Genomic DNA, 19,149 nt, shown 5'->3' with positions numbered 1-19,149 from the left:
GATTATTTCCTTCTAAACAATTCTCTGCTTTTGAGCGGCTTGGGGCCAAGGTAGGGCTTAAGCGCCATACGCGTAAAACGCTTGGCGGCACGTAGCTGTTCGACCGTCTCAAAGTGACGCATCGCTAATGCACGTAGATCGGCCCCCGTAAATTGTCGGTGTTGGCTTTTCATGATCGATGCCACAAAGCCTTGCTGCTCGCGATATAAGTACGTCATGTTATCGTTAATCGGGTCACCGCTGCCAGCACAATGAAGAAAATCAACCCCATAGCCCAAAGCTTCTAACACCGCGAGCTCAAAACAACGCAGGGCTGGCTCGGGATTATTGTAGCGAGCCAGCTGGGTCAGTGCGGTCACATAGTCATGAAATAGCGCGGGATAAGGCGTGTGAGGCTCCAATACACGCATTACCAGCTCGTTGAGGTAGAAGCCGGAATACAGGGCATTACCTGACAACGGCAGGGCGAGACCCGTGGCTTCGGCACTGCGTAAGGTGCGCAGTTCACCACGTCCGCCCCATTTGAGCAACAAAGGGGTAAAAGGCTGCAAGGCCCCTCTTATCGCCGAGCGTGGCCGACGTGCCCCTTTGGCAAGCAGAGTAACGCGCCCCTCGTGCTCAGAAAAGATATCCAAAAGCAGACTGGATTCACTGTAAGGGCGTGTATGCAATACAAAGCCGCGTTGAAACCCGTCCACTCAATCCCTCCTCGCATCGCGACTGGAATCCGTCGATCGCTTAGAGATCGTCAATATAGCCGAGGCTACGCAGGGCACGTTCATCGTCGGCCCAACCTGACTTCACTTTTACCCAAAGCTCAAGATACACCTTGCGCTCATATAGCTCTTCCATATCTAAACGCGCTTCACGGCCAATGCGCTTGATCTTCTCACCGCCTTTACCAATGACCATTTTCTTTTGGCCATTGCGCTCAACCAAGATCAACCCATTGATATGAAAGCCGTCCGTTTCTGGATTGTAGTCAAAGCGCTCAATTTCGACGGTGACCGAGTAAGGCAGCTCTTCACCGGTAAAGCGCATCAGCTTTTCGCGGATAATTTCGGAGGCCATAAAACGCTGAGAGCGGTCAGTGATATATTCTTCAGGAAAGTAAAACTCACTTTCCGGTAAGGCATCACGTACCTTCTGCTCAACCACATCGATATTGGTGCCGTGTTTCGCCGACACCGGGATCACGTCAACAAACGCCATCTTCTCCGACAAGGTTTGTAGGTGTGGAAAGAGCTCGGTTTTCTCTTTCACATTATCGACTTTATTAACCAATAAGACCGTTGGCAGACCAGAGCGTGCCAACTTGTTGAGCACCATCTCATCGTCTTTGGTCCAATGGGTGCCATCGACCAAAAATAACACCAGTTCAACATCGGTTAACGAGCTATTCGCCGCGCGGTTCATCAAGCGGTTGATCGCGCGCTTTTCTTCGATATGCAGCCCTGGGGTATCCACGTAGACCGCTTGATAATTATCACGGGTATCGACCCCCATGATGCGGTGACGTGTCGTTTGCGGTTTACGCGAAGTGATCGACAGCTTTTGCCCCACTAAGCGGTTTAGTAATGTTGATTTGCCGACGTTCGGCCGGCCTACAATGGCAATAAAGCCACAGCGCTGTGTATCAGTCATTATGTTAACTTCTGTAACGCGAGTTCTGCAGCCGCTTGCTCTGCCTTGCGACGACTGCTGCCTTTTCCAATCACAGAACACTCCAGTCCTGATACCTGGCACTCTACCGTAAATTCTTGGTTATGTGCCTCGCCGCGCACCTTCATCACCGTATAGGACGGCAAGGGTTTGCGTTTACCCTGCAGGTGCTCTTGCAATCGGGTTTTCGGATCCTTTTGACTCGCGCCAGGTTCAATGGTCTCGAGACGGTGTTGATACCAATTTAAAATAATGGCTTGTACCCGGTTGATATCACTGTCCAAAAAGATCGCGCCAATCAAGGCTTCTACGGCGTCAGCGAGAATCGAGTCACGACGAAATCCGCCACTTTTAAGTTCTCCTGGGCCAAGTCGCATCACTTCGCCCAGAGAAAACTCGCGCCCAATCTCTGCCAAGGTGTTCCCCCTGACCAAGGTGGCCCGCATGCGGCTCATGTCGCCTTCGTCCACTTTCGGAAAACGGTGGTAAAGATCCTCGGCAATTACAAAGCTCAAAATCGAGTCGCCTAAAAACTCAAGACGCTCATTATGGGTGCCGTTGGCACTGCGGTGCGTTAACGCCAATTCGAGTAACGCAGCGTTGCTAAATTGGTAGCCGATATCACGCTGCAACTTATCTGTTAGTTTTGTCATCATAGTCCAGAATTAATCAATTCCACCAATACGGTTAAAGCGAATGCCTGTCGGTACCCACGATGGTAGCCAGCTATCACTGGAGCGCTCAAATTCAAAGCTGACCCAAATAGCGACGGCTTTGCCCACGAGATTGCGCTCAGGGACAAAGCCCCAGAAGCGACTATCGGCGCTATTATCGCGGTTATCTCCCATCATAAAGTAGTGTCCTTCTGGCACGACCCAGCGGTTGACGCCAGGGCGTGGCTGGTACGCACTCACGCGGTCACGTTTTTTCGGATGGACAAGGATCTGGTGAGACTGTTCACCCAGTTGCTCCTGTGCTTGCACCAAGTTAATGCCCGCTTGAACAAACGCGCTTGGCTGGATATCGTCAATCGACACCGGCTGGCACTGGGATTCGCCCTTGGGCTGAATACATAGGCGCTTGTCTTCATACACCACAGTATCGCCGGGCAGCCCCACCGCACGCTTAATATAATCAATATTAGGCTGAGGTGGGTATTTGAACACCACGATATCACCACGCTCTGGTTTGCCAGTTTCGACAATTTCAGTGTGGAAGGCAGGATCGCGTAAGCCATAGGCAAACTTTTCCACCAAGATGAAGTCCCCGACCAATAAGGTAGGCATCATCGAACCGGATGGAATTTGGAACGGCTCATAAATAAACGAGCGCAGCACCAGTACCACCGCGATCACTGGAAAAATAGACGCCATATTTTCAACCCAGCTCGGTTGAGGCGCCACTTTAGCGACTTGTTCAGCATCCAGTTCACGCGCTGACACCTTGAGGGTTTCCCCTGCTGTCTGACGACGACGCGGTGCCCAGCGGTATTTATCTAACGCCCAAACAATGCCGGTGACCAAGGTCACCAGCACTAAAATCAAAGAAAACGTATTGGCCATAATGGAGTCCGTCGTTATTTATCTTTGCCCACGTGCAAAATGGCCAAAAAGGCTTCTTGCGGCAGCTCGACATTACCGACCTGCTTCATTCGCTTTTTACCTTCTTTTTGCTTTTGCAGAAGCTTCTTCTTACGACTCACGTCACCACCGTAACACTTCGCGGTCACGTTTTTGCGTAACTGTTTCACCGTCGAACGGGCAATAATATGGTTGCCAATCGACGCTTGGATAGCAATATCAAACTGTTGGCGAGGAATAAACTCTTTCATTTTTTCCACCAACTCGCGACCACGCGGCTGTGCGTGCGCACGGTGAGTGATAATCGCCAGCGCATCGACACGTTCACCGTTAAGGAGGATATCTACCCGCACCATGTCAGAGACTTCATAGCGCTCAAAGTTATAATCTAACGATGCGTAACCGCGCGACGTTGACTTTATCCGGTCAAAGAAATCGAGGACCACTTCAGCCATCGGAATATCATAGGTCAGTGCCACTTGGTTACCGTGATAAACCATATCAACCTGCACACCACGCTTTTCTACGCACAGTGAAATGACGTTACCGACAAACTCACTCGGCACCAATATATTACAACGCGAGATTGGCTCGCCAATCGCCTCAATATCATTGATGGGTGGCAGTTTGGATGGACTGTCAACGTAAATGATCTCGCCATCATTTTGGGTCACCTCGTACACCACAGTCGGGGCGGTGGTGATAAGATCGAGGTTATACTCGCGCTCCAACCGCTCTTGGATGATTTCCATGTGCAGCATGCCAAGGAAGCCACAACGGAAACCAAAGCCCAGTGCCGCCGAACTTTCCGGCTCAAAGAACAAAGAAGCATCATTCAGGCTCAGCTTATCCAAAGCATCACGGAAGCTTTCGTAATCATCCGATGAAATCGGGAAAAGTCCGGCATACACTTGCGGCTTCACTTGCTGGAAACCTTCGATGCGTTTTTCACAGCCGTTTTTAGCATGGGTGATTGTATCGCCCACTGGTGCACCGAGGATATCTTTGATCCCGCAGATCACCCAGCCAACTTCACCAGTTTGCAGGCCATTAAGCTCTTTACGCTTAGGCGTGAAAATACCAATGCTGTCCACGTTCCATTCTTGGCCCGTGCTCATGATTTTCACTTTGTCGCCTTTTTTCAGCGAGCCTTCACGAATACGCACCAAAGACACCACGCCCAGGTATTTATCAAACCAGGAGTCAATAATCAGCGCTTGCGTTGGCGCATCAGGATCCCCTTCTGGAGGCGGGATCTGGCGTACAATGTCTTCAAGGACATCATCAACACCCATGCCGGTTTTCGCCGAGCAGCGAGTCGCTTCAATCGCTTCAATACCGACAATGTCCTCAATTTCTTGCGCCACGCGATCAGGATCAGCGGCTGGCAAGTCAATCTTATTCAGAACAGGTACCACTTCCAGGTCCATATCAATGGCGGTGTAGCAGTTGGCGAGCGTCTGTGCCTCAACCCCTTGTCCTGCATCGACCACCAGCAAAGCACCTTCACACGCCTTGAGCGAGCGTGACACCTCATAAGAGAAGTCAACGTGTCCTGGCGTATCGATGAAGTTGAGCTGATACACATTGCCGTCTTTGGCTTTGTAGTTCAGTGTCACACTTTGTGCTTTGATGGTGATACCGCGTTCACGTTCCAGATCCATTGAATCAAGAACTTGATCTGCCATTTCCCGGTCAGTTAGGCCGCCACATACTTGAATCAGTCGGTCAGAAAGCGTCGACTTACCGTGGTCAATATGGGCGATGATCGAAAAGTTACGAATATGCTTCATGTGTTGGTGTGACTTACTCGTTATCAATAAGAATGGGATCCTAAGATCAAGTGAGCGCGATTCTACCGAAAATAGTGGCTAGTCGCTATCCTGCTGTGTGGTATTTATGACGGACAAGTCTGAGACCGGCTCCCCCATCACGCGTAAAAGCAGAGGTTGTTGCTCATCTTGGGTACCGATACGCGGTGCGAGGTAACGGGCGAGCGCCACACCAACCGCGCCCAGCCCTAGACTTAATGCGATCACCCCGCCTTCTCCGCTGCCGGCAAGTGTGGCGAAGAAGAATTGCCCGAGCAATGCCCCTATTAGCATCATCGCCAGAGGGACCATGTAGACCAATAACGCGGAGCGTAACAAGGTCGCCTCACCCAAGCCGATTTCGACTAAGGTGCCGGCTGGCAAGGGTTTTGGCGCGCGCACTTTGAGGTGTTTAACCTTACCCGGAAGGGCTTTGGACACAATACCAGTGCCACATTGGCTTTGTGACTGGCAGCTACCGCAACTGGTTTGCTGCTGGCAGGCCAATGACAACCAACCATCTTGGTAGCTGGTGACTTCTGCCAATGCTTTGATCATGGTTCAACCTCCTGCTCTGACTGACTCGCGGGCATATCAATAATACGGACAGACTCCGCCACCCGTTTAGCGGTTTCAGGAGGAATATCGCCGACCACCGTAATTTCTGCATTGCCACTGGTCACGCTATGCAGTGTGCGCCGACCTTGGCGAACAATCTGCTTACGCACCGAGACATCATCGGCTTTAGCAAGATACACAGAAAAGCTGAATAGGCCATCACTAAACATCTGACTCTCCACCGCGCGCTTGGTCATCATCAAACGGTGGCGATTGCTGTACACAGGCTCAAACCCCTCGGGTAACGCAGTGACCTGCCAGTCCAAGTCAGAGCGCTGCGTGGTTTGCGGCAAGGTCAGTACCGGTGGCAGAGCCAGCTCAGCCAGCTTTTGCATTGAGGTACTGATTTGTGACGAGACGACCAACGACAACGCACGATATTGCTCAAGCGGATCGCCATCGCGGTCGAGCAAATCCGCTCTAACAGGGAGTTTGCTGTTCTCATCTAACCATAATACGTACGAATAGCGCTCCCCGTCTTTCGGTGTAATTCGAACTACTTGGCAATCCATCCCCGCTTCACGCGCGTGCCCCATAGAAACAAAATCATAATGGTTAGCCAGCACATCGATATCGGCTTGGATAAGCGTAGGCAAAGGCGCAACCATATGATCACTGGCAATGGTGAAAGGGTCGTAGCCGGGTTCAAAATAACTGATTTCACCGCCTCGACGGATCACTTCTCGCGGTGGGCCACTGAGATACATAAGGTGACCATAAGCATCATCCCCAACTTGAGCATGACGAAAGCGAAGAGGTTCGAGGCTATTTTTACCTACCAAGATGTAGGACACTTCATAATCTAGGGTGTCGCTTGCGGTATCCATTTGATGTAACAAAGCCTCGGCAGAGGGTTCGGCCGAGGCTTGCGCAGACATCAAACTGACCAGCGCAAGCGCACCGATCAGAGTTTTTTTCATTGATTATTACTGCTTGTCGACGGTGCCATTGTCTGATGGTTAGACAGCCTATCCTTATTCAAGCGAAGCTGCAATTCATAGTCTTTGAGCATGGCATTGACGCGGCGACGCTGTTCCATCAACTCGGCCTCAGAAGGCGTGGCACGTAGATCGTCACGGCTCAAACTCACGGGTTCAGCTGCCCCTGCAAAAGGAATGGTTTCGAGTACGGGCGGCTGGGTTTGCGTACTGGCAACCGGCGAACTCGCATCAGACTGATTATAGTGCTGCACACCCACGATCACGGCCAACGAGACACACGCGGCAACGCTTACCTGCGTCAGTTGCTGCAGCCACCCTGGTAAGTGGCGACGCGCCTTTTCCGGACGCGGCTGTGACTCGTGCATCGGGTGCACATTATTATCAAGGTGATCGCCTTGATAAGCAGGTTCTGCTTCCAGCGCGGACGCTACAGAATCGGCAATGTTCCATTGCAACGAGCTGGGTGCCTCACCACGCATCACATCGCGAATGGTGCTAAAACGCCCCCAAGCCTGTTGCGCGTTATCATCTCGCTCAATCTCGTGGATCACTGACGTATCCACTAATTCGCCATCCAATAACGCTGAAATTTTTTCTCTATCCGTCATTCAAGTCACCGTCATGCAGCCAGTAAAACTCGTTACCGTTTCATCAGTGGCCGGATGCGTTTTTCAACCGCTTCACGCGCTCGGAAAATACGCGACCGCACCGTACCGACTGGACAATCCATTACCTGTGCAATTTCCTCATAACTGAGCCCATCGAGCTCCCGTAAGGTAATTGCGGTTCTTAAGTCGTCAGGCAGTGTTTCTATGGTCGAAAATACCACCTGTCTTAACTCATCTGACAACATCAAGTTTTCAGGGTTCGATATTTCTTTTAAAGACCCCCCACTTTCGTAATTTTCTGCTTCGTCGGCATCAATATCGCTGCCTGGCGGACGTCGTCCTTGCGCCACCAAATGGTTTTTTGCGGTGTTCACAGCAATGCGATACAGCCAAGTATAAAACGCACTCTCGCCCCGAAATCCCGGCAATGCACGATACGCTTTGATAAACGCCTCTTGCGCAATATCTGGAATATCGCCACTGTGTGTACCGACATAGCGGGCGATAAGGTTACATACCTTATTCTGATATTTGACGACTAACAGATTGAAAGCTTGCTTGTCACCATTCTGTACACGTTCTATTAGAACCTGGTCGGTTAGCTGCTCGCCCATTCGAGCGTTTACTCCTTGGTTGATCTTTCCGCCCGATTATCGAAATTCTAGGCCCGACGTTGTCAGAGCGCGGTTAAACCCGCTTGCGAGCTTTCGCACACGATTCGATAATCCAGCCGGCGAAAAGTTCCTCACCATGTTGGTTTTATTATGCGTTGAATCACATTACTGTGACGGAATGGTCAAAGACGGTCTCTTTGACTGAGGGCATTGTCGCCCGAACCATGCCATGGTTGCAAACTTTCACCCAAGCGGTACGGGATTTGATCTTACCGCGCGCAGCTACGTCAAATTGGTGTAACATTGGGTGCGCAGAAAGAGGATTAGGGATCATGACGACCACAACCCAGGAACATCAATGTGACGTGCTAGTTATCGGCAGTGGTGCCGCTGGCTTGTCACTGGCGCTCCGCTTAGCGCCAACCCACAAGGTGATTGTATTGAGCAAAGGCCCGCTCAGTGAAGGGGCCACGCTTTACGCACAGGGCGGTATTGCCGCGGTGTTTGACGAGCAAGACTCGGTCGAGTCTCATGTCGAAGATACCCAAATCGCGGGTGCAGGTATCTGCGATACCCAGGTCGTGGACTTTATTGCTCGCAATGCTAAAGATTGCGTGCAGTGGTTAATTGATGGCGGTGTTCCGTTCGATCAAGAAGATAGCGACGACGACACCCCTCGGTATCATTTAACCCGTGAAGGCGGCCATAGCCATCGCCGTATCTTGCATACCGCCGATGCCACCGGGATGGCCGTGCAAAACTCTCTGCAAGACAATGTCCGTCAGCACCCAAATATCACCCTGCTCGAACGGCACAATGCGCTGGATATCATCACCCGTAAAAAAGTCGGATTGGGTGGCGCTAACCACGTGCTCGGGGCCTACATCTGGAACCGAAACCAAGAAGTGGTTGAGACCGTGCGCACTAACTATGTGGTGCTCGCCACTGGCGGTGCTTCCAAAGTGTATCAATACACCTCTAACCCCGATGTGTCATCCGGTGATGGCATCGCCATGGCATGGCGGGCAGGTTGTCGCGTCGCCAACTTAGAATTCAACCAGTTTCATCCTACGTGCCTGTACCATCCAGACGCGCGCAACTTTTTGCTCACGGAAGCGTTACGCGGTGAAGGCGCACACTTAAAACGCCCAGATGGCTCACGCTTTATGTCAGACTTCGACGCACGCGGCGAGCTTGCCCCGCGTGATGTGGTGGCCCGAGCGATTGATTACGAGATGAAGCGCCTTGGCGCCGACTGCATGTATCTCGACATCAGCCACAAAGACCCTGACTTTGTGATCAAACACTTCCCCACCATTTACGAAAAGCTCAAACAATACGGCATCGATCTGACCAAAGAGCCGATCCCTATTGTCCCTGCCGCCCACTACACCTGTGGTGGCGTGATGGTGGATAAAAACGGCACCACAGACCTGCCCGGCTTATACGCGATTGGGGAAGTAAGCTACACCGGCTTGCATGGTGCCAACCGTATGGCCTCTAACTCGCTCCTAGAGTGTGTGGTGTATGCGTGGTCAGCGGCTGAACATATTAAAGCGCACTCAGACCATATCGAGCCCCATACCGCACTCCCCCCTTGGGATGAGAGTCAGGTCATTTGTTCTGACGAAGAAGTGGTGATCCAGCACAACTGGCATGAGTTACGTCTTTTTATGTGGGATTACATGGGCATTGTCCGCTCAACCAAACGGTTAGAACGAGCACTACGCCGTATCGAGCTGCTCAAGCAAGAAACACATGAGTACTATGCGAATTTCCGGGTCTCAAACAACCTGTTGGAATTACGTAACCTTTTACAGGTGGCAGAACTCATGGTTCGCTGTGCCATGCAACGCAAAGAAAGCCGAGGCCTTCACTACACCATTGATTACCCTGAGCCTAACGAGCAATCCGGTCCCACCGTGTTAACCCCGGACCAGCCCTGCTAGTGGGTTTCGCGCCGTCTGCTGCTTTAACGATAAAGGCCAGCCTCACGAGGCTGGCCTTTTTACTGGATATCATCGTGGTTATTCGCTTTTAAACTCGCTCACTGCACGCTCAAGGTGCGCCGCTTCTTCGGCCACCTTGTGTGCCGCTTCGCGGTTCTGGTTGGCGCGTTCGGTACTGTTTTGCGCGATATCTTGAATGTTGTGCACGTTTTGGTTGACTTCTTTCGCCACCGAACTTTGTTGCTCGATCGCCGTGGCAATGTGGGTGCTCATATCCATAATGTTTTGCATATCGGCCATGATTTGCGATAGCTCTTGCGAGGCCGCTTCCACTTTACCCACAGATGTTTCCCCATCTTCTCGGCTTTGCTCCATACGCTCAGACACCGACTGGGTTTGCTCTTGCAACGAGGTGATAATGCCAGAAATTTCATCGGTCGACTCACGAGTACGGGTCGCTAGCTGGCGCACCTCATCAGCGACCACCGCAAAGCCACGCCCTTGCTCACCGGCGCGCGCCGCTTCAATCGCCGCGTTAAGCGCCAGCAAGTTGGTTTGCTCAGAAATATCTTTAATCACATCTAATACTGAACCGATGGTTTCAGACAGCTTACTTAATTCAAGCACCTCGTTGCTGGTATTACTAAGCGTGTCTGCCAGTGTCATGATCATTGCCTTGGTGTCGTCGACCACTTTTTGTCCATTTTCGGCCCGACTTAAACTGGTACGCGCATTCTCCGCAGCCTGATCCGTGTTGCCCGCGATATCGCGAATCGTACTTTCCATCTCATTCATCGCGGTCGCCGCATGGGTGGTTTCATCTAACTGGGTAGACAATGCGGACCCGGTAGCTTCAGTACGCGACTCAACTTGCTCTGCACTGTGGTTAAGCGCTTGTATGGCGCGACTCACGTCGACCACCATAGCCTGGACACTGGCGAGCATCTGATTGACATCTTTAGCCATCAATGAGATCTCATCACGCCCATTTTCATCCGCTCTCAAGGTCAGATCCCGCTGCTTGGTGATGGCGGCCATTTGCTCACTGAACCGGTAAATACGCTGTTGAATGCCACGGTTCATCCATAAAGAAATCACTGTCATGATCAGTGCCAGTATCAATACCGCCGAGCCAGTAAACGTCACGGTTTGGCGTAATGCTTGCTCGATGGCCTGCTCATACTCTTGGCTTAGCACATCAAACATTTCTTCCACTTGGTGGGTTTTGCCACGAATTTGTCCGAGCAAACCTTTGTCCGCCGCTAACCCCAATGTCTTTTTCTGGGCAACAATTTGGTCCACTTGCGCCTGATGCGCTTGAAACAACGCCAGTAGGTCACCACGAAGGTAATCTTCAAGCTCTTGCATTTGGCTTTGATATTCATCGATGTAGTCAAGGTTACTGCTTTGCACAAACAGTTTGGCATCTGCGGCTAACAGGCGAGCGCTACTCTCCAGCACAATGTCATTTTGGGTCGCTGCCACCATTTTCTTGCTCGCGTTTTGCATTTGTCCGCGGATCCCCTGCTCAGGGGTTAACCCCAATGTTTGGTAGCCCTTACCCAGATCACGAAACCCACTAGCATATCCTTTCATCGCGCTTTTCACTTTATCAATGGTCGCGGTCTCTAACCCCAGAGAGGCACTGCGGGCGCGGAAATCACTCAGCAGCTGATTAAACGCATCAACATTATTATCAAAACGGGAGAGGTATTTAGGATCCATGCGCGCGAGAAAGTCTTTCTCATTGCGGCGTAAGTTGAGCAATATCACCTCAAGATCAGAGACTGTGGTTAGCTGATTGTGCATTTTTTGCAGTCGTGTTTCCGCCTTCCACGCAATCGCCGCCACCGCGAGGAGTGCCAACACCGACATCAAGGTGAGTGACAAAAGTTTTTGTTTAATATTCATAGCGACCCTACAGCATTATCTGAGCAGAATGGATTTTATCCGTGTCCCTTGAATATCGGTGATAAAGTGAAAAAGTAAAGCCACGCAACCAGTTTGTCACAAATATGTCACGTTATATCCCGACCTTGCTGACAGCAGTGCCGATAAATCAGACGAAAATGATAATCTGGAAGGCCATGACGCCAAATATACACGTATTGCGCATCCACACGAGAGGTCAGCACCAGCAGCCATGGGGTCGCATAAACACAGGATAATTTTCGATACTGTCCATTGGGCATCACAGCCCAAGCGTCAGAGGAAAAGCGAAAAGGCCCCTCGCTACCGATGAGGTGAGCATGGAAAAAGCGCAAGTCTCGCACCGCCCAAAGGGTTAGCACAGCACGAGCACTTAAAGGAAGGGAAACATGCGCCATGGCCAGCCAAGTCACCATCGTTCCCAGCAAAACCAGGCAGACAGTGACATAACGCGGGCACTGTAGGTGACTATGTACGTAACTTACTGCGGTTATAAGCGACGACCTTATCGACAACAGACTTCATCTTGGGGTCGTCAGGTTTACCATGCCCCATCAACCACGCAAACAAATCCGGATCTGCGCTTTCCAAAAATGCGACAAAATCCTGCTTTTCTTGTTCATTTAGCGTGTCGTAGCAGGCTTCAAAATAAGGCATAACCAACACATCCAGCTCTAACATGCCACGACGACATGCCCAACGAATCCGCGCTTTATCCTCGGTGTTAACCATTGCTTACCTCTATCAATGATGTCAGTGCTTGCATACTATCAATGCCGCCATCAGGCGACTACTTTTGCCGGAAAACAAACGGTGAATCTGAGAGCTCTCTAGCGTTAATCAGCAAGACACCGTAATAGCCCTACAATACAAAGGCTGACAAGCTTTATCCTCCCTATTAGTATACGGGACAGAGTCTATATTTTCTCAACAGAGAGCGTGAGTGTTATGAGCGAATGGTATCAAACCGTGGCCTTTGAGCCTGCGGATACACACCCCAGTGACCCACAGCCTGAACTGGCGATAGTTGCTCTTGATAACTGGGCAATCACTAAAGTGAGCGGCGACGATACAAAAAGCTACTTACAAGGTCAGCTCACTTGCGACATTGCCAGCCTTGCAGAGGATAAATCGACCCTTGCCGCTCATTGCGATCCAAAAGGCAAAATCTGGTCGGTGCTGCGTTTTTTCCATTACCAAGACGGGCTCGCCATGGTGCAACCGGCCTCGATTGAAGCCACCCAAGTTCAAGAGGTGAAAAAGTACGCCATCTTTTCAAAGATTGCGTTTGAAAAAGTCGATGCCGTACTGCTCGGTGTGATTGGCACGCAGGCAGACAAATGGGTGGCCGATCACTTTGGCCCGCAAGGTGACGTTCGCCAAGGGCAAGCGGGCACCGCCGTATACATTGAACCACACCGCTGGTTACTGGTGGTTGACGCGGCCAACGCCACAGCGCTTATCAATCAAGCCTCTGCGACCTTGCTTACCCATGAGTATTGGGATAAGTGGGATATTGATGCCGCATTACCCCGTATTGAGCAGGCCACCAGCGGCGAATTTATCCCGCAATCGTTAAACCTTCAGGCGCTGGATGCGATCAGCTTCACCAAAGGCTGTTACACCGGCCAAGAAACTGTGGCGCGAGCCAAGTATCGAGGCATGAACAAGCGTGCCATGTACAAACTCAGCGGCCAAGCCGAGCACACACCTGTTGCAGGCGATAAAATCGAACGCGCGGTGGGCGACAATTGGCGTTCAGGCGGGACAGTTATTGCTGGCTATCGCGATGTGAATGGTAATGCGAGCGTGTTAGCCGTACTACCAAATAACCTGGACGACGACACCGCTTTCCGCCTGGCTGAGTCTCCCTCACATGCATGGCACCATGAGCCACTCCCCTATTCACTCGATGATGACGACTGAGCCGTGCACACGGATCCCAATTGGCAAACACCCGTGACTGCCGCACTCGATAGCGCCGATATTCGCTACCAAATACTGTGGCAGTCACGCGCAACCCAATCGATTGAAGACACCGCTGCACAACGGGGGATTGATCCTGCTCAGATGCTTAAAACCATGGTGTTGCGCGATATGGGCGGGTGTTATGCGGTGGCCTGCGTACCAGGCGACCAACAAGTGAGCCCGCCCAAAGTCCGCCAGCTGCTGGGATGCCGACGAATGACGCTTGCCAGTGCACAACAAGTGCAAAGCACAACCGGCTACGCGCGTGGCACTGTCGCGCCATTGGGACTGTCACCGGATCTGGCGTTGGTGTTTGATGAGCAGATCTGGCGCTATGAAACGGTCACCATTAGCAGCGGTGATCCTCACGCCGGATTATGGGTGAGAGTGAAAGATCTTCTCGTACTTTGCCAGCCTCTGCGCGGCGACATATGCCGCGTTCAAGACGGTTAGATGTAGGAGTCACGCAACGGATGGCGCAAAAATACTGGCGGAAATACGATCTCAACTTGTTGGTGACCTTTGTCACTTTAATGGAAACCCGCAGTGTGACTGGGGCTGCAGAGCGCCTATCTCTGGGTCAATCAGCCATGAGCCACAGCTTGGCGCGTCTGCGTACGATGCTAGACGATCCCCTTTTTGAGCGGCGCGGACACCAAATGGTGCCCACCGCCCGCGCGCTCGATATCGCCCCTAAAATTGAGGCGCTACTCGACACACTCGCCACGGACGTGCTGACTCCGCCCGCTTTTGAACCTGCCCTTTTTGATGGTCAGATCCGCCTTGGACTCACCGACTACGCGGAGCTTATCTTCGCGCCGGCGTTGTTCGATACCCTCAACCAACAACTTCCTTTAGCACAACTTAGCTTACGGCCAGTCGATCGTCGCCACTGTCTGGATGCGATTAAAAATGATGATGTCGACGCGGTGATCGGCGTGATCCCGGAAAACAGCGATATTCTCGACAGCCAGGTATTATATCGCGAACAACACGTGTGTCTGTTTGACCCTCAAAGTACAGGACTGGATGCCCCCATCAGCGTGGCCGATTTTGTCGCCACGCCGCACGCCTTGGTGAGCACTTACGGCCAGCTTTCTAGCCCGATAGATGCGCGTTTAGAAGCGCTAGGCTATCATCGACAAGTGGTGATGGGATCGCAGCGCTTTTTAACCGTAAGGCAATTGCTAAAAGGGCGACAACTGCTGTGTACCGTACCAGAGCTTATGGCGCGACTTGATACCTTTAACGATGCTAACCATCTGGCATTTAGCCCACCTCCTATTGATGTCCCAGGGTTTGATATTGGCTTGGCATGGCGACATCAAGCCAGCGGTCACCCCAAAATGCAGTGGCTCATTGGCCAAATAACCACCATTGTCGATAAGCGCGTCGCTTCCCTGAAAGCGTTATCTACCCAGCCTCACGCGCAAGAGGAAACCTAATGAACATCGTCTCTCTGTCGATCCTTAATCCTGCTTACGTTGCTCAACGGGTCAGTGAAACGTTCACGCACAGTGAGGGGGCCGACACCGGCGAAGTTATTCATCACTTAATCGATAAGCTGCTCGGTGAAACGCCTCGTGAAGACTGCCATGGTTGGGGGATGCTTGACGGTGAGCAGTTAGTGGGGGCTGTCTTTTTCTCACGATTGACCTACCCACATACGGACAAGGTTGCACTGCTCTCTCCGATGGCTATCTACCCTGATTATCAGCGCCAAGGACATGGAAAAGCATTAATCAACGCTGGGCTCGAACAGCTACGTACATTGGGTTATCAAGCGGTGGTGACCTATGGCGACCCCGCTTTCTACACTCAGCTTGGGTTTCATCCAGCCGACCATATCGAGGTGGTGCCACCCCATACATTAAGCTACCCACACGGTTGGCTGGCGCAATCGCTGATTGATAGCGACTTACCGGCATTAGGCGCGAAACCGTGCTGCGTCGATGCTTTCAACCAAGCGGATTTATGGTAAGGATAAAGTGATTATTTCTTTAGGCAGTGTCATCACGGCGACATAAACCCACTTCACAATCGGTGCCGTTTTCACACCCCTATAGGGTGACAACCACTCACACCAGTAAGAAGAGGTTATGCGCGTTTTTAATCGCTATTCCCCCAAGCTTGTCGCCAAACATGTCACACGATTATTCTCGGGTCGCGTCTATATTGCAGGAAGAGGCCGATTTGATTTTGATAATGGTTGGTTAAAAGCACCGGATCACGCCACCATCTGTCACTACCGAACCGTGAAGGAAGTTAACGGGTTGATTCGAGATGTGTATCAGGACGGGCTTCGAGAGCCAGAAAAATCGGGCTCATTGCCGACCGCTTACTGACTTCGCCGTACCATACAAATAGGGGCTCGTCAGACGGGCCCCTGTTTATTATTTAGATAAAAAGGACAGGCATAGCATACGTGCTTCCCCCTGACCCTTTAGTCTGCGTCTTGATCGCCTAACGTTTCTTCATAGCTTTGCGCATCGAGCAGGCTATCGATTTCAGACTCATCTGTCGCTTGAATCTGGAACAACCAACCATCGCCGTATGGGTCGCTGTTAACCAGTTCAGGGGCGCTATCTAACTCTTCATTGACGGCCACGACTTGACCAGAAATGGGCGCATAGATATCCGACGCCGCCTTTACCGACTCTGCAACCGCGCAATCGTCACCCGCATCAAAAGTGTCATCTTCATCAGGCAAATCGATAAACACCATATCCCCCAGTAGGGCCTGGGCGTGATCAGAAATGCCAATGGTAAATAGGCCTTCCCCTTCAGGGCGAACCCATTCGTGTGTAGCGGTAAATTTTAATTCAGATGGGATATCACTCATAATCTTGTTCCTTGTTACACCCAATGACAACTCACACCGTCAATCGGTACATTCAACATCTCTCACAACCTGATCGCATGCCGACTCGGCAATGGTCTTTGTGCTATTTAGCATATTCTCTGTTTTTCGCCAATTTCAGCCATCACGCAATCATCAAAAAGTGGTCGTGCGCGTCGTAGGCTTTGCCAGATCAGGCAGGTTCCCCTCCAACCCTAACGCCCGCGCCATAAACGGCTGCTTGGCGCCGGGCAAATGATTGACCGCACGCATGCCCACGCCACGGACGAGCTTTTTCATCGGATTATCGCCTGCGAACAAGCTGCGGAACCCTTGCATCGCCGCAATCATCTGCACCGCTTCCGCTTTACGCCAACGCTCATACTGGCGTAAGCCGGCGTAATGGCCAATATCTTTCCCTTTGTCGGCGAGTGACGTCAGTGTTTGCGCCAAAGCGGCCGCGTCGAGCATCCCCAGATTCACCCCTTGCCCAGCCAGAGGATGGATAGTGTGCGCCGCATCACCGACCAGAGCCAGGCGCTGCGCCGCAAAGTGTTGGGCATAACGCATGGTAAGCGGGTAACTGGCGCGTGGGCCTATTACCTCACATAGGCCGAGTTGCACATCAAACGCAGCGGTTAAGGCACGGTTAAAGGACGCTGAGTCCATCGCGACGTAATCCGTCGCTTGTTCTGGGGGAACAGACCAAACAATTGAACATAAATGCGGATCTGAAAGTGGCAAGAAAGCAAGGGGGCCGTCCGGTGTAAATACTTGTCGTGCAACGCCCTGATGCGGCTCCACCGTGCGCACCGTCGCCACCACTGCATGATGACCATAGTCACGCTGTACCAAGGGGAAGTCGGCTTGCTCACGCACCCAGGATCTCGCCCCATCAGCCCCCACGACCAGTTTCGCCGTCACGCCGTCCCCAGACTCGAGTTGTAACCAGGTTTCGCTCTCTCCTTGCAGCATGGATTGGCATTGCGCCGGCATCAACACAGTCACATTGTCCTGCGTTTGCACTTTATCGAGCAAAGCCAACTGGATCACACGGTTTTCAACAATATGGCCGAGGTTTTGCTGGCCAAACGCCTGCGCATCAAAATGGATGTCGGCAAAACTGTCTTTCTCCCACACCCGCATCTGTTGGTAACTGGCCGCACGCCGTGAGGCGATGCCCGGCCAGACATCCAGGGTGCGCAGTATGTTTTCACTCGCTCGGCTCAAGGCAGAGACACGGTTCTCTGGTACGTCGTTTAAGGTCGTTTCCGGCGCTTTACCTTCTATCACCACCACCCGCAAATCCGTGTCGGCTAGGGAGGCGGCAAGTGTGAGCCCCACCATGCCGCCACCGACAATGGCCACATCGGCATTGATCATTTTCATCTCGGTTCTACCCATCCTATGGTGCGTTGCACAAGCGGTTGTTTTATACTCTCTAATGCTGACATTAATCCTAACCCGGCATTACGTGCCCCCGCCAGAAGCGGGCTATCATTGGAAAAGAGGTGAACCAACCCTGATGTCAATGCCACTGTGGCATCTCGGTCTGGTGTTCGTTGTTTGGCGTACGCCATCAATGTTGGCATCGCACCGATATCATCACCACGCGATGCCGCCTCCGTCAGCGTGTGAGCCAACGTCATCACATCTCGCAAACCAAGGTTAAAGCCTTGTCCGGCAATCGGGTGTAGGCTTTGTGCCGCATTCCCCACCACGGCCACACGATGACTCACCGGGCGAACCACTTGGTTAAGCGTCAATGGATACGCATGACGCTCTCCAACGTGCAGCAACTTGCCTAAACGCCAGCCAAACACCTGCTGCAGGCGATGAAGAAACGCATCATCACTCACTTGCATCAGCCCTTGTGCTTGCTCGGCTGTCATACACCACACCAACGAGCAACGCCCTTGCGACATGGGTAACAGCGCCACAGGGCCGGTTTGAGTAAAGCGTTCAAAGGCGTGGCCTTGATGAGGCAGTGCGGTTGATACATTGGCAATCACTGCCACCTGACCAAAATCGTGTTGCTGACGCGGAATATTAAGCTGCTGGCAACAAGACGAGCGCCCACCGTCAGCCGCAATGAGTAGCGAAGCAGTCAGAGATTGTCCCTGCTTTAATCGCACCGTTACCGCCGCCGGCGTTCGCTCAATCGCCATCACGGCATCCGGGCAAAACACATCGATCGCCTCGCGGTGTTGCAACTTTTGGTGAAGCACCGCTCCGGCATCCGCCAACTCGATAACTTGACCAAGATAAGCCACACCCTGCGACTGTGCGTCAATATGGGTTTGTCCGGCGTGGCCACGATCAGACACATGAATATGCTGAATCGGCGTGCCAAAGGGGGCGAGTGACTCCCAAAGCCCTAAGCTCGCAAAGGCTGCACAACTGCCTTGTGCTAATGCGATACTGCGTGCATCGTAACCTGGGTGCTCGCGATGATCGGGCACCATCGCCTCGACCACGGCAATACGCAGTGTGCCGCCACTCAATGTGTCTAAGGCCAGTGCGGCAGTCGCCCCGGCCATTGCGCCGCCTGCGATCACTATGTCATAGGCTTTCATCCCACTCTTTCCTCACCCTGAGTCACTGACGCCTCAATCTGAACGCGTCATTGA

At 52.1% G+C, this 19,149-nt stretch carries 21 protein-coding genes; 6 read left to right on the top strand and 15 right to left on the bottom strand.

The window, feature by feature from the left end:
• Window positions 1-2: 2 nt before the first annotated feature.
• The 9 genes from recO to rpoE all read right to left on the bottom strand — a co-directional run bounded on the left by recO (window position 3) and on the right by rpoE (window position 7,834).
• Window positions 3-698, bottom strand: a complete 696-nt coding sequence (gene recO / locus FCN78_RS02745; protein WP_069363455.1) for a DNA repair protein RecO — start codon at window positions 696-698, stop codon at window positions 3-5.
• A 40-nt stretch (window positions 699-738) separates the two neighbouring features.
• Window positions 739-1,644, bottom strand: a complete 906-nt coding sequence (gene era / locus FCN78_RS02740; protein WP_069363454.1) for a GTPase Era — start codon at window positions 1,642-1,644, stop codon at window positions 739-741.
• On the bottom strand, window positions 1,644-2,315 hold the full coding sequence (gene rnc, locus FCN78_RS02735) for a ribonuclease III (RefSeq protein WP_069363572.1): 672 nt from the start codon (window positions 2,313-2,315) through the stop codon (window positions 1,644-1,646). The genes era and rnc overlap by 1 nt, the downstream gene beginning before the upstream one ends.
• A 12-nt stretch (window positions 2,316-2,327) precedes the next feature.
• The gene (gene lepB / locus FCN78_RS02730; protein WP_077650502.1) at window positions 2,328-3,224 is read right to left on the bottom strand and encodes a signal peptidase I; all 897 of its coding nucleotides are present in this window, start codon (window positions 3,222-3,224) and stop codon (window positions 2,328-2,330) included.
• 14 nt (window positions 3,225-3,238) lie between these two features.
• On the bottom strand, window positions 3,239-5,035 hold the full coding sequence (gene lepA / locus FCN78_RS02725) for a translation elongation factor 4 (protein WP_069363452.1): 1,797 nt from the start codon (window positions 5,033-5,035) through the stop codon (window positions 3,239-3,241).
• A 78-nt stretch (window positions 5,036-5,113) separates the two neighbouring features.
• The gene (locus FCN78_RS02720) at window positions 5,114-5,611 is read right to left on the bottom strand and encodes a SoxR reducing system RseC family protein (RefSeq protein WP_069363451.1); all 498 of its coding nucleotides are present in this window, start codon (window positions 5,609-5,611) and stop codon (window positions 5,114-5,116) included.
• Complete coding sequence (gene rseB, locus FCN78_RS02715; protein ID WP_077458825.1) at window positions 5,608-6,591, bottom strand: sigma-E factor regulatory protein RseB; 984 nt, start codon at window positions 6,589-6,591, stop codon at window positions 5,608-5,610. Before rseB ends, FCN78_RS02720 begins: the two co-directional genes overlap by 4 nt.
• Window positions 6,588-7,220, bottom strand: a complete 633-nt coding sequence (locus FCN78_RS02710) for an RseA family anti-sigma factor (protein WP_077484384.1) — start codon at window positions 7,218-7,220, stop codon at window positions 6,588-6,590. The genes rseB and FCN78_RS02710 overlap by 4 nt, the downstream gene beginning before the upstream one ends.
• Window positions 7,221-7,252: 32 nt before the next feature.
• Window positions 7,253-7,834 carry an RNA polymerase sigma factor RpoE gene (gene rpoE, locus FCN78_RS02705; RefSeq protein WP_046074081.1) on the bottom strand — a complete coding sequence of 194 codons (582 nt, stop codon included), beginning with the start codon at window positions 7,832-7,834 and terminating at the stop codon, window positions 7,253-7,255.
• A 332-nt stretch (window positions 7,835-8,166) separates the two neighbouring features.
• On the opposite strand from rpoE, the gene nadB reads away from it, so the two are divergent.
• Window positions 8,167-9,783, top strand: a complete 1,617-nt coding sequence (nadB, locus tag FCN78_RS02700; RefSeq protein WP_069363448.1) for an L-aspartate oxidase — start codon at window positions 8,167-8,169, stop codon at window positions 9,781-9,783.
• A 78-nt stretch (window positions 9,784-9,861) separates the two neighbouring features.
• Here the strand turns inward: nadB and FCN78_RS02695 are convergent, their stop codons facing one another.
• From FCN78_RS02695 to FCN78_RS02685, 3 genes are all read right to left on the bottom strand, one after another.
• Window positions 9,862-11,694: a methyl-accepting chemotaxis protein gene (locus FCN78_RS02695; RefSeq protein WP_077520754.1), complete on the bottom strand. Its 1,833-nt coding sequence runs from the start codon at window positions 11,692-11,694 to the stop codon at window positions 9,862-9,864.
• Window positions 11,695-11,801: 107 nt separating this feature from the next.
• Window positions 11,802-12,128 (bottom strand): hypothetical protein, encoded by a 327-nt coding sequence (locus FCN78_RS02690; RefSeq protein WP_069363446.1) that lies wholly within the window; start codon window positions 12,126-12,128, stop codon window positions 11,802-11,804.
• Window positions 12,129-12,180: 52 nt separating this feature from the next.
• Window positions 12,181-12,444, bottom strand: coding sequence for an FAD assembly factor SdhE (locus tag FCN78_RS02685; protein ID WP_069363445.1), 264 nt, complete (start codon window positions 12,442-12,444; stop codon window positions 12,181-12,183).
• 216 nt (window positions 12,445-12,660) lie between these two features.
• Here FCN78_RS02685 and ygfZ point away from each other — a divergent pair, with 216 nt between their 5' ends.
• The 5 genes from ygfZ (at window position 12,661) to FCN78_RS02660 (ending at window position 16,025) form a co-directional block, all read left to right on the top strand.
• Window positions 12,661-13,638, top strand: a complete 978-nt coding sequence (gene ygfZ, locus FCN78_RS02680) for a tRNA-modifying protein YgfZ (protein WP_077659091.1) — start codon at window positions 12,661-12,663, stop codon at window positions 13,636-13,638.
• A gap of 3 nt (window positions 13,639-13,641) precedes the next feature.
• Entirely contained in the window at window positions 13,642-14,133 is a 492-nt protein-coding gene (locus FCN78_RS02675) for an aminoacyl-tRNA deacylase (protein ID WP_077599237.1), read from the top strand.
• A gap of 20 nt (window positions 14,134-14,153) precedes the next feature.
• Window positions 14,154-15,125 carry a LysR family transcriptional regulator gene (locus FCN78_RS02670; protein WP_069363442.1) on the top strand — a complete coding sequence of 324 codons (972 nt, stop codon included), beginning with the start codon at window positions 14,154-14,156 and terminating at the stop codon, window positions 15,123-15,125.
• Window positions 15,125-15,661: a GNAT family N-acetyltransferase gene (locus FCN78_RS02665; RefSeq protein WP_069363441.1), complete on the top strand. Its 537-nt coding sequence runs from the start codon at window positions 15,125-15,127 to the stop codon at window positions 15,659-15,661. Before FCN78_RS02670 ends, FCN78_RS02665 begins: the two co-directional genes overlap by 1 nt.
• 118 nt (window positions 15,662-15,779) lie before the next feature.
• A complete protein-coding gene (locus tag FCN78_RS02660) occupies window positions 15,780-16,025 on the top strand; it encodes a DUF1107 domain-containing protein (protein ID WP_077649187.1) in 246 nt (81 codons plus the stop codon).
• A 98-nt stretch (window positions 16,026-16,123) separates the two neighbouring features.
• Here the strand turns inward: FCN78_RS02660 and gcvH are convergent, their stop codons facing one another.
• From gcvH to ubiH, 3 genes are all read right to left on the bottom strand, one after another.
• A complete protein-coding gene (gene gcvH, locus FCN78_RS02655) occupies window positions 16,124-16,513 on the bottom strand; it encodes a glycine cleavage system protein GcvH (protein WP_321166657.1) in 390 nt (129 codons plus the stop codon).
• 162 nt (window positions 16,514-16,675) lie between these two features.
• Complete coding sequence (locus tag FCN78_RS02650; RefSeq protein WP_077659090.1) at window positions 16,676-17,908, bottom strand: FAD-dependent 2-octaprenylphenol hydroxylase; 1,233 nt, start codon at window positions 17,906-17,908, stop codon at window positions 16,676-16,678.
• The gene (ubiH, locus tag FCN78_RS02645; protein ID WP_077659089.1) at window positions 17,905-19,095 is read right to left on the bottom strand and encodes a 2-octaprenyl-6-methoxyphenyl hydroxylase; all 1,191 of its coding nucleotides are present in this window, start codon (window positions 19,093-19,095) and stop codon (window positions 17,905-17,907) included. Before ubiH ends, FCN78_RS02650 begins: the two co-directional genes overlap by 4 nt.
• Between the last annotated feature and the right edge of the window lie 54 nt (window positions 19,096-19,149).

This window comes from Salinivibrio kushneri, assembly GCF_005280275.1.
Classification (GTDB): domain Bacteria; phylum Pseudomonadota; class Gammaproteobacteria; order Enterobacterales; family Vibrionaceae; genus Salinivibrio; species Salinivibrio kushneri.
Note: the sequence above shows the minus strand (reverse complement) of the source record. Positions and strands in the feature narration are given on the sequence as shown.

Coding starts and splice junctions, on each gene's coding strand:
- FCN78_RS02690 (WP_069363446.1), bottom strand. CDS start 12,128: ATGGTGACTTGGCTGGCCATGGCGCATGTTTCCCTTCCTTTAAGTGCT.
- nadB (WP_069363448.1), top strand. CDS start 8,167: ATGACGACCACAACCCAGGAACATCAATGTGACGTGCTAGTTATCGGC.
- rseB (WP_077458825.1), bottom strand. CDS start 6,591: ATGAAAAAAACTCTGATCGGTGCGCTTGCGCTGGTCAGTTTGATGTCT.
- FCN78_RS02720 (WP_069363451.1), bottom strand. CDS start 5,611: ATGATCAAAGCATTGGCAGAAGTCACCAGCTACCAAGATGGTTGGTTG.
- FCN78_RS02660 (WP_077649187.1), top strand. CDS start 15,780: ATGCGCGTTTTTAATCGCTATTCCCCCAAGCTTGTCGCCAAACATGTC.
- ygfZ (WP_077659091.1), top strand. CDS start 12,661: ATGAGCGAATGGTATCAAACCGTGGCCTTTGAGCCTGCGGATACACAC.
- rpoE (WP_046074081.1), bottom strand. CDS start 7,834: ATGGGCGAGCAGCTAACCGACCAGGTTCTAATAGAACGTGTACAGAAT.
- ubiH (WP_077659089.1), bottom strand. CDS start 19,095: ATGAAAGCCTATGACATAGTGATCGCAGGCGGCGCAATGGCCGGGGCG.
- lepA (WP_069363452.1), bottom strand. CDS start 5,035: ATGAAGCATATTCGTAACTTTTCGATCATCGCCCATATTGACCACGGT.
- FCN78_RS02685 (WP_069363445.1), bottom strand. CDS start 12,444: ATGGTTAACACCGAGGATAAAGCGCGGATTCGTTGGGCATGTCGTCGT.
- FCN78_RS02650 (WP_077659090.1), bottom strand. CDS start 17,908: ATGAAAATGATCAATGCCGATGTGGCCATTGTCGGTGGCGGCATGGTG.
- rnc (WP_069363572.1), bottom strand. CDS start 2,315: ATGACAAAACTAACAGATAAGTTGCAGCGTGATATCGGCTACCAATTT.
- era (WP_069363454.1), bottom strand. CDS start 1,644: ATGACTGATACACAGCGCTGTGGCTTTATTGCCATTGTAGGCCGGCCG.
- FCN78_RS02665 (WP_069363441.1), top strand. CDS start 15,125: ATGAACATCGTCTCTCTGTCGATCCTTAATCCTGCTTACGTTGCTCAA.
- FCN78_RS02670 (WP_069363442.1), top strand. CDS start 14,154: ATGGCGCAAAAATACTGGCGGAAATACGATCTCAACTTGTTGGTGACC.
- FCN78_RS02695 (WP_077520754.1), bottom strand. CDS start 11,694: ATGAATATTAAACAAAAACTTTTGTCACTCACCTTGATGTCGGTGTTG.
- lepB (WP_077650502.1), bottom strand. CDS start 3,224: ATGGCCAATACGTTTTCTTTGATTTTAGTGCTGGTGACCTTGGTCACC.
- FCN78_RS02710 (WP_077484384.1), bottom strand. CDS start 7,220: ATGACGGATAGAGAAAAAATTTCAGCGTTATTGGATGGCGAATTAGTG.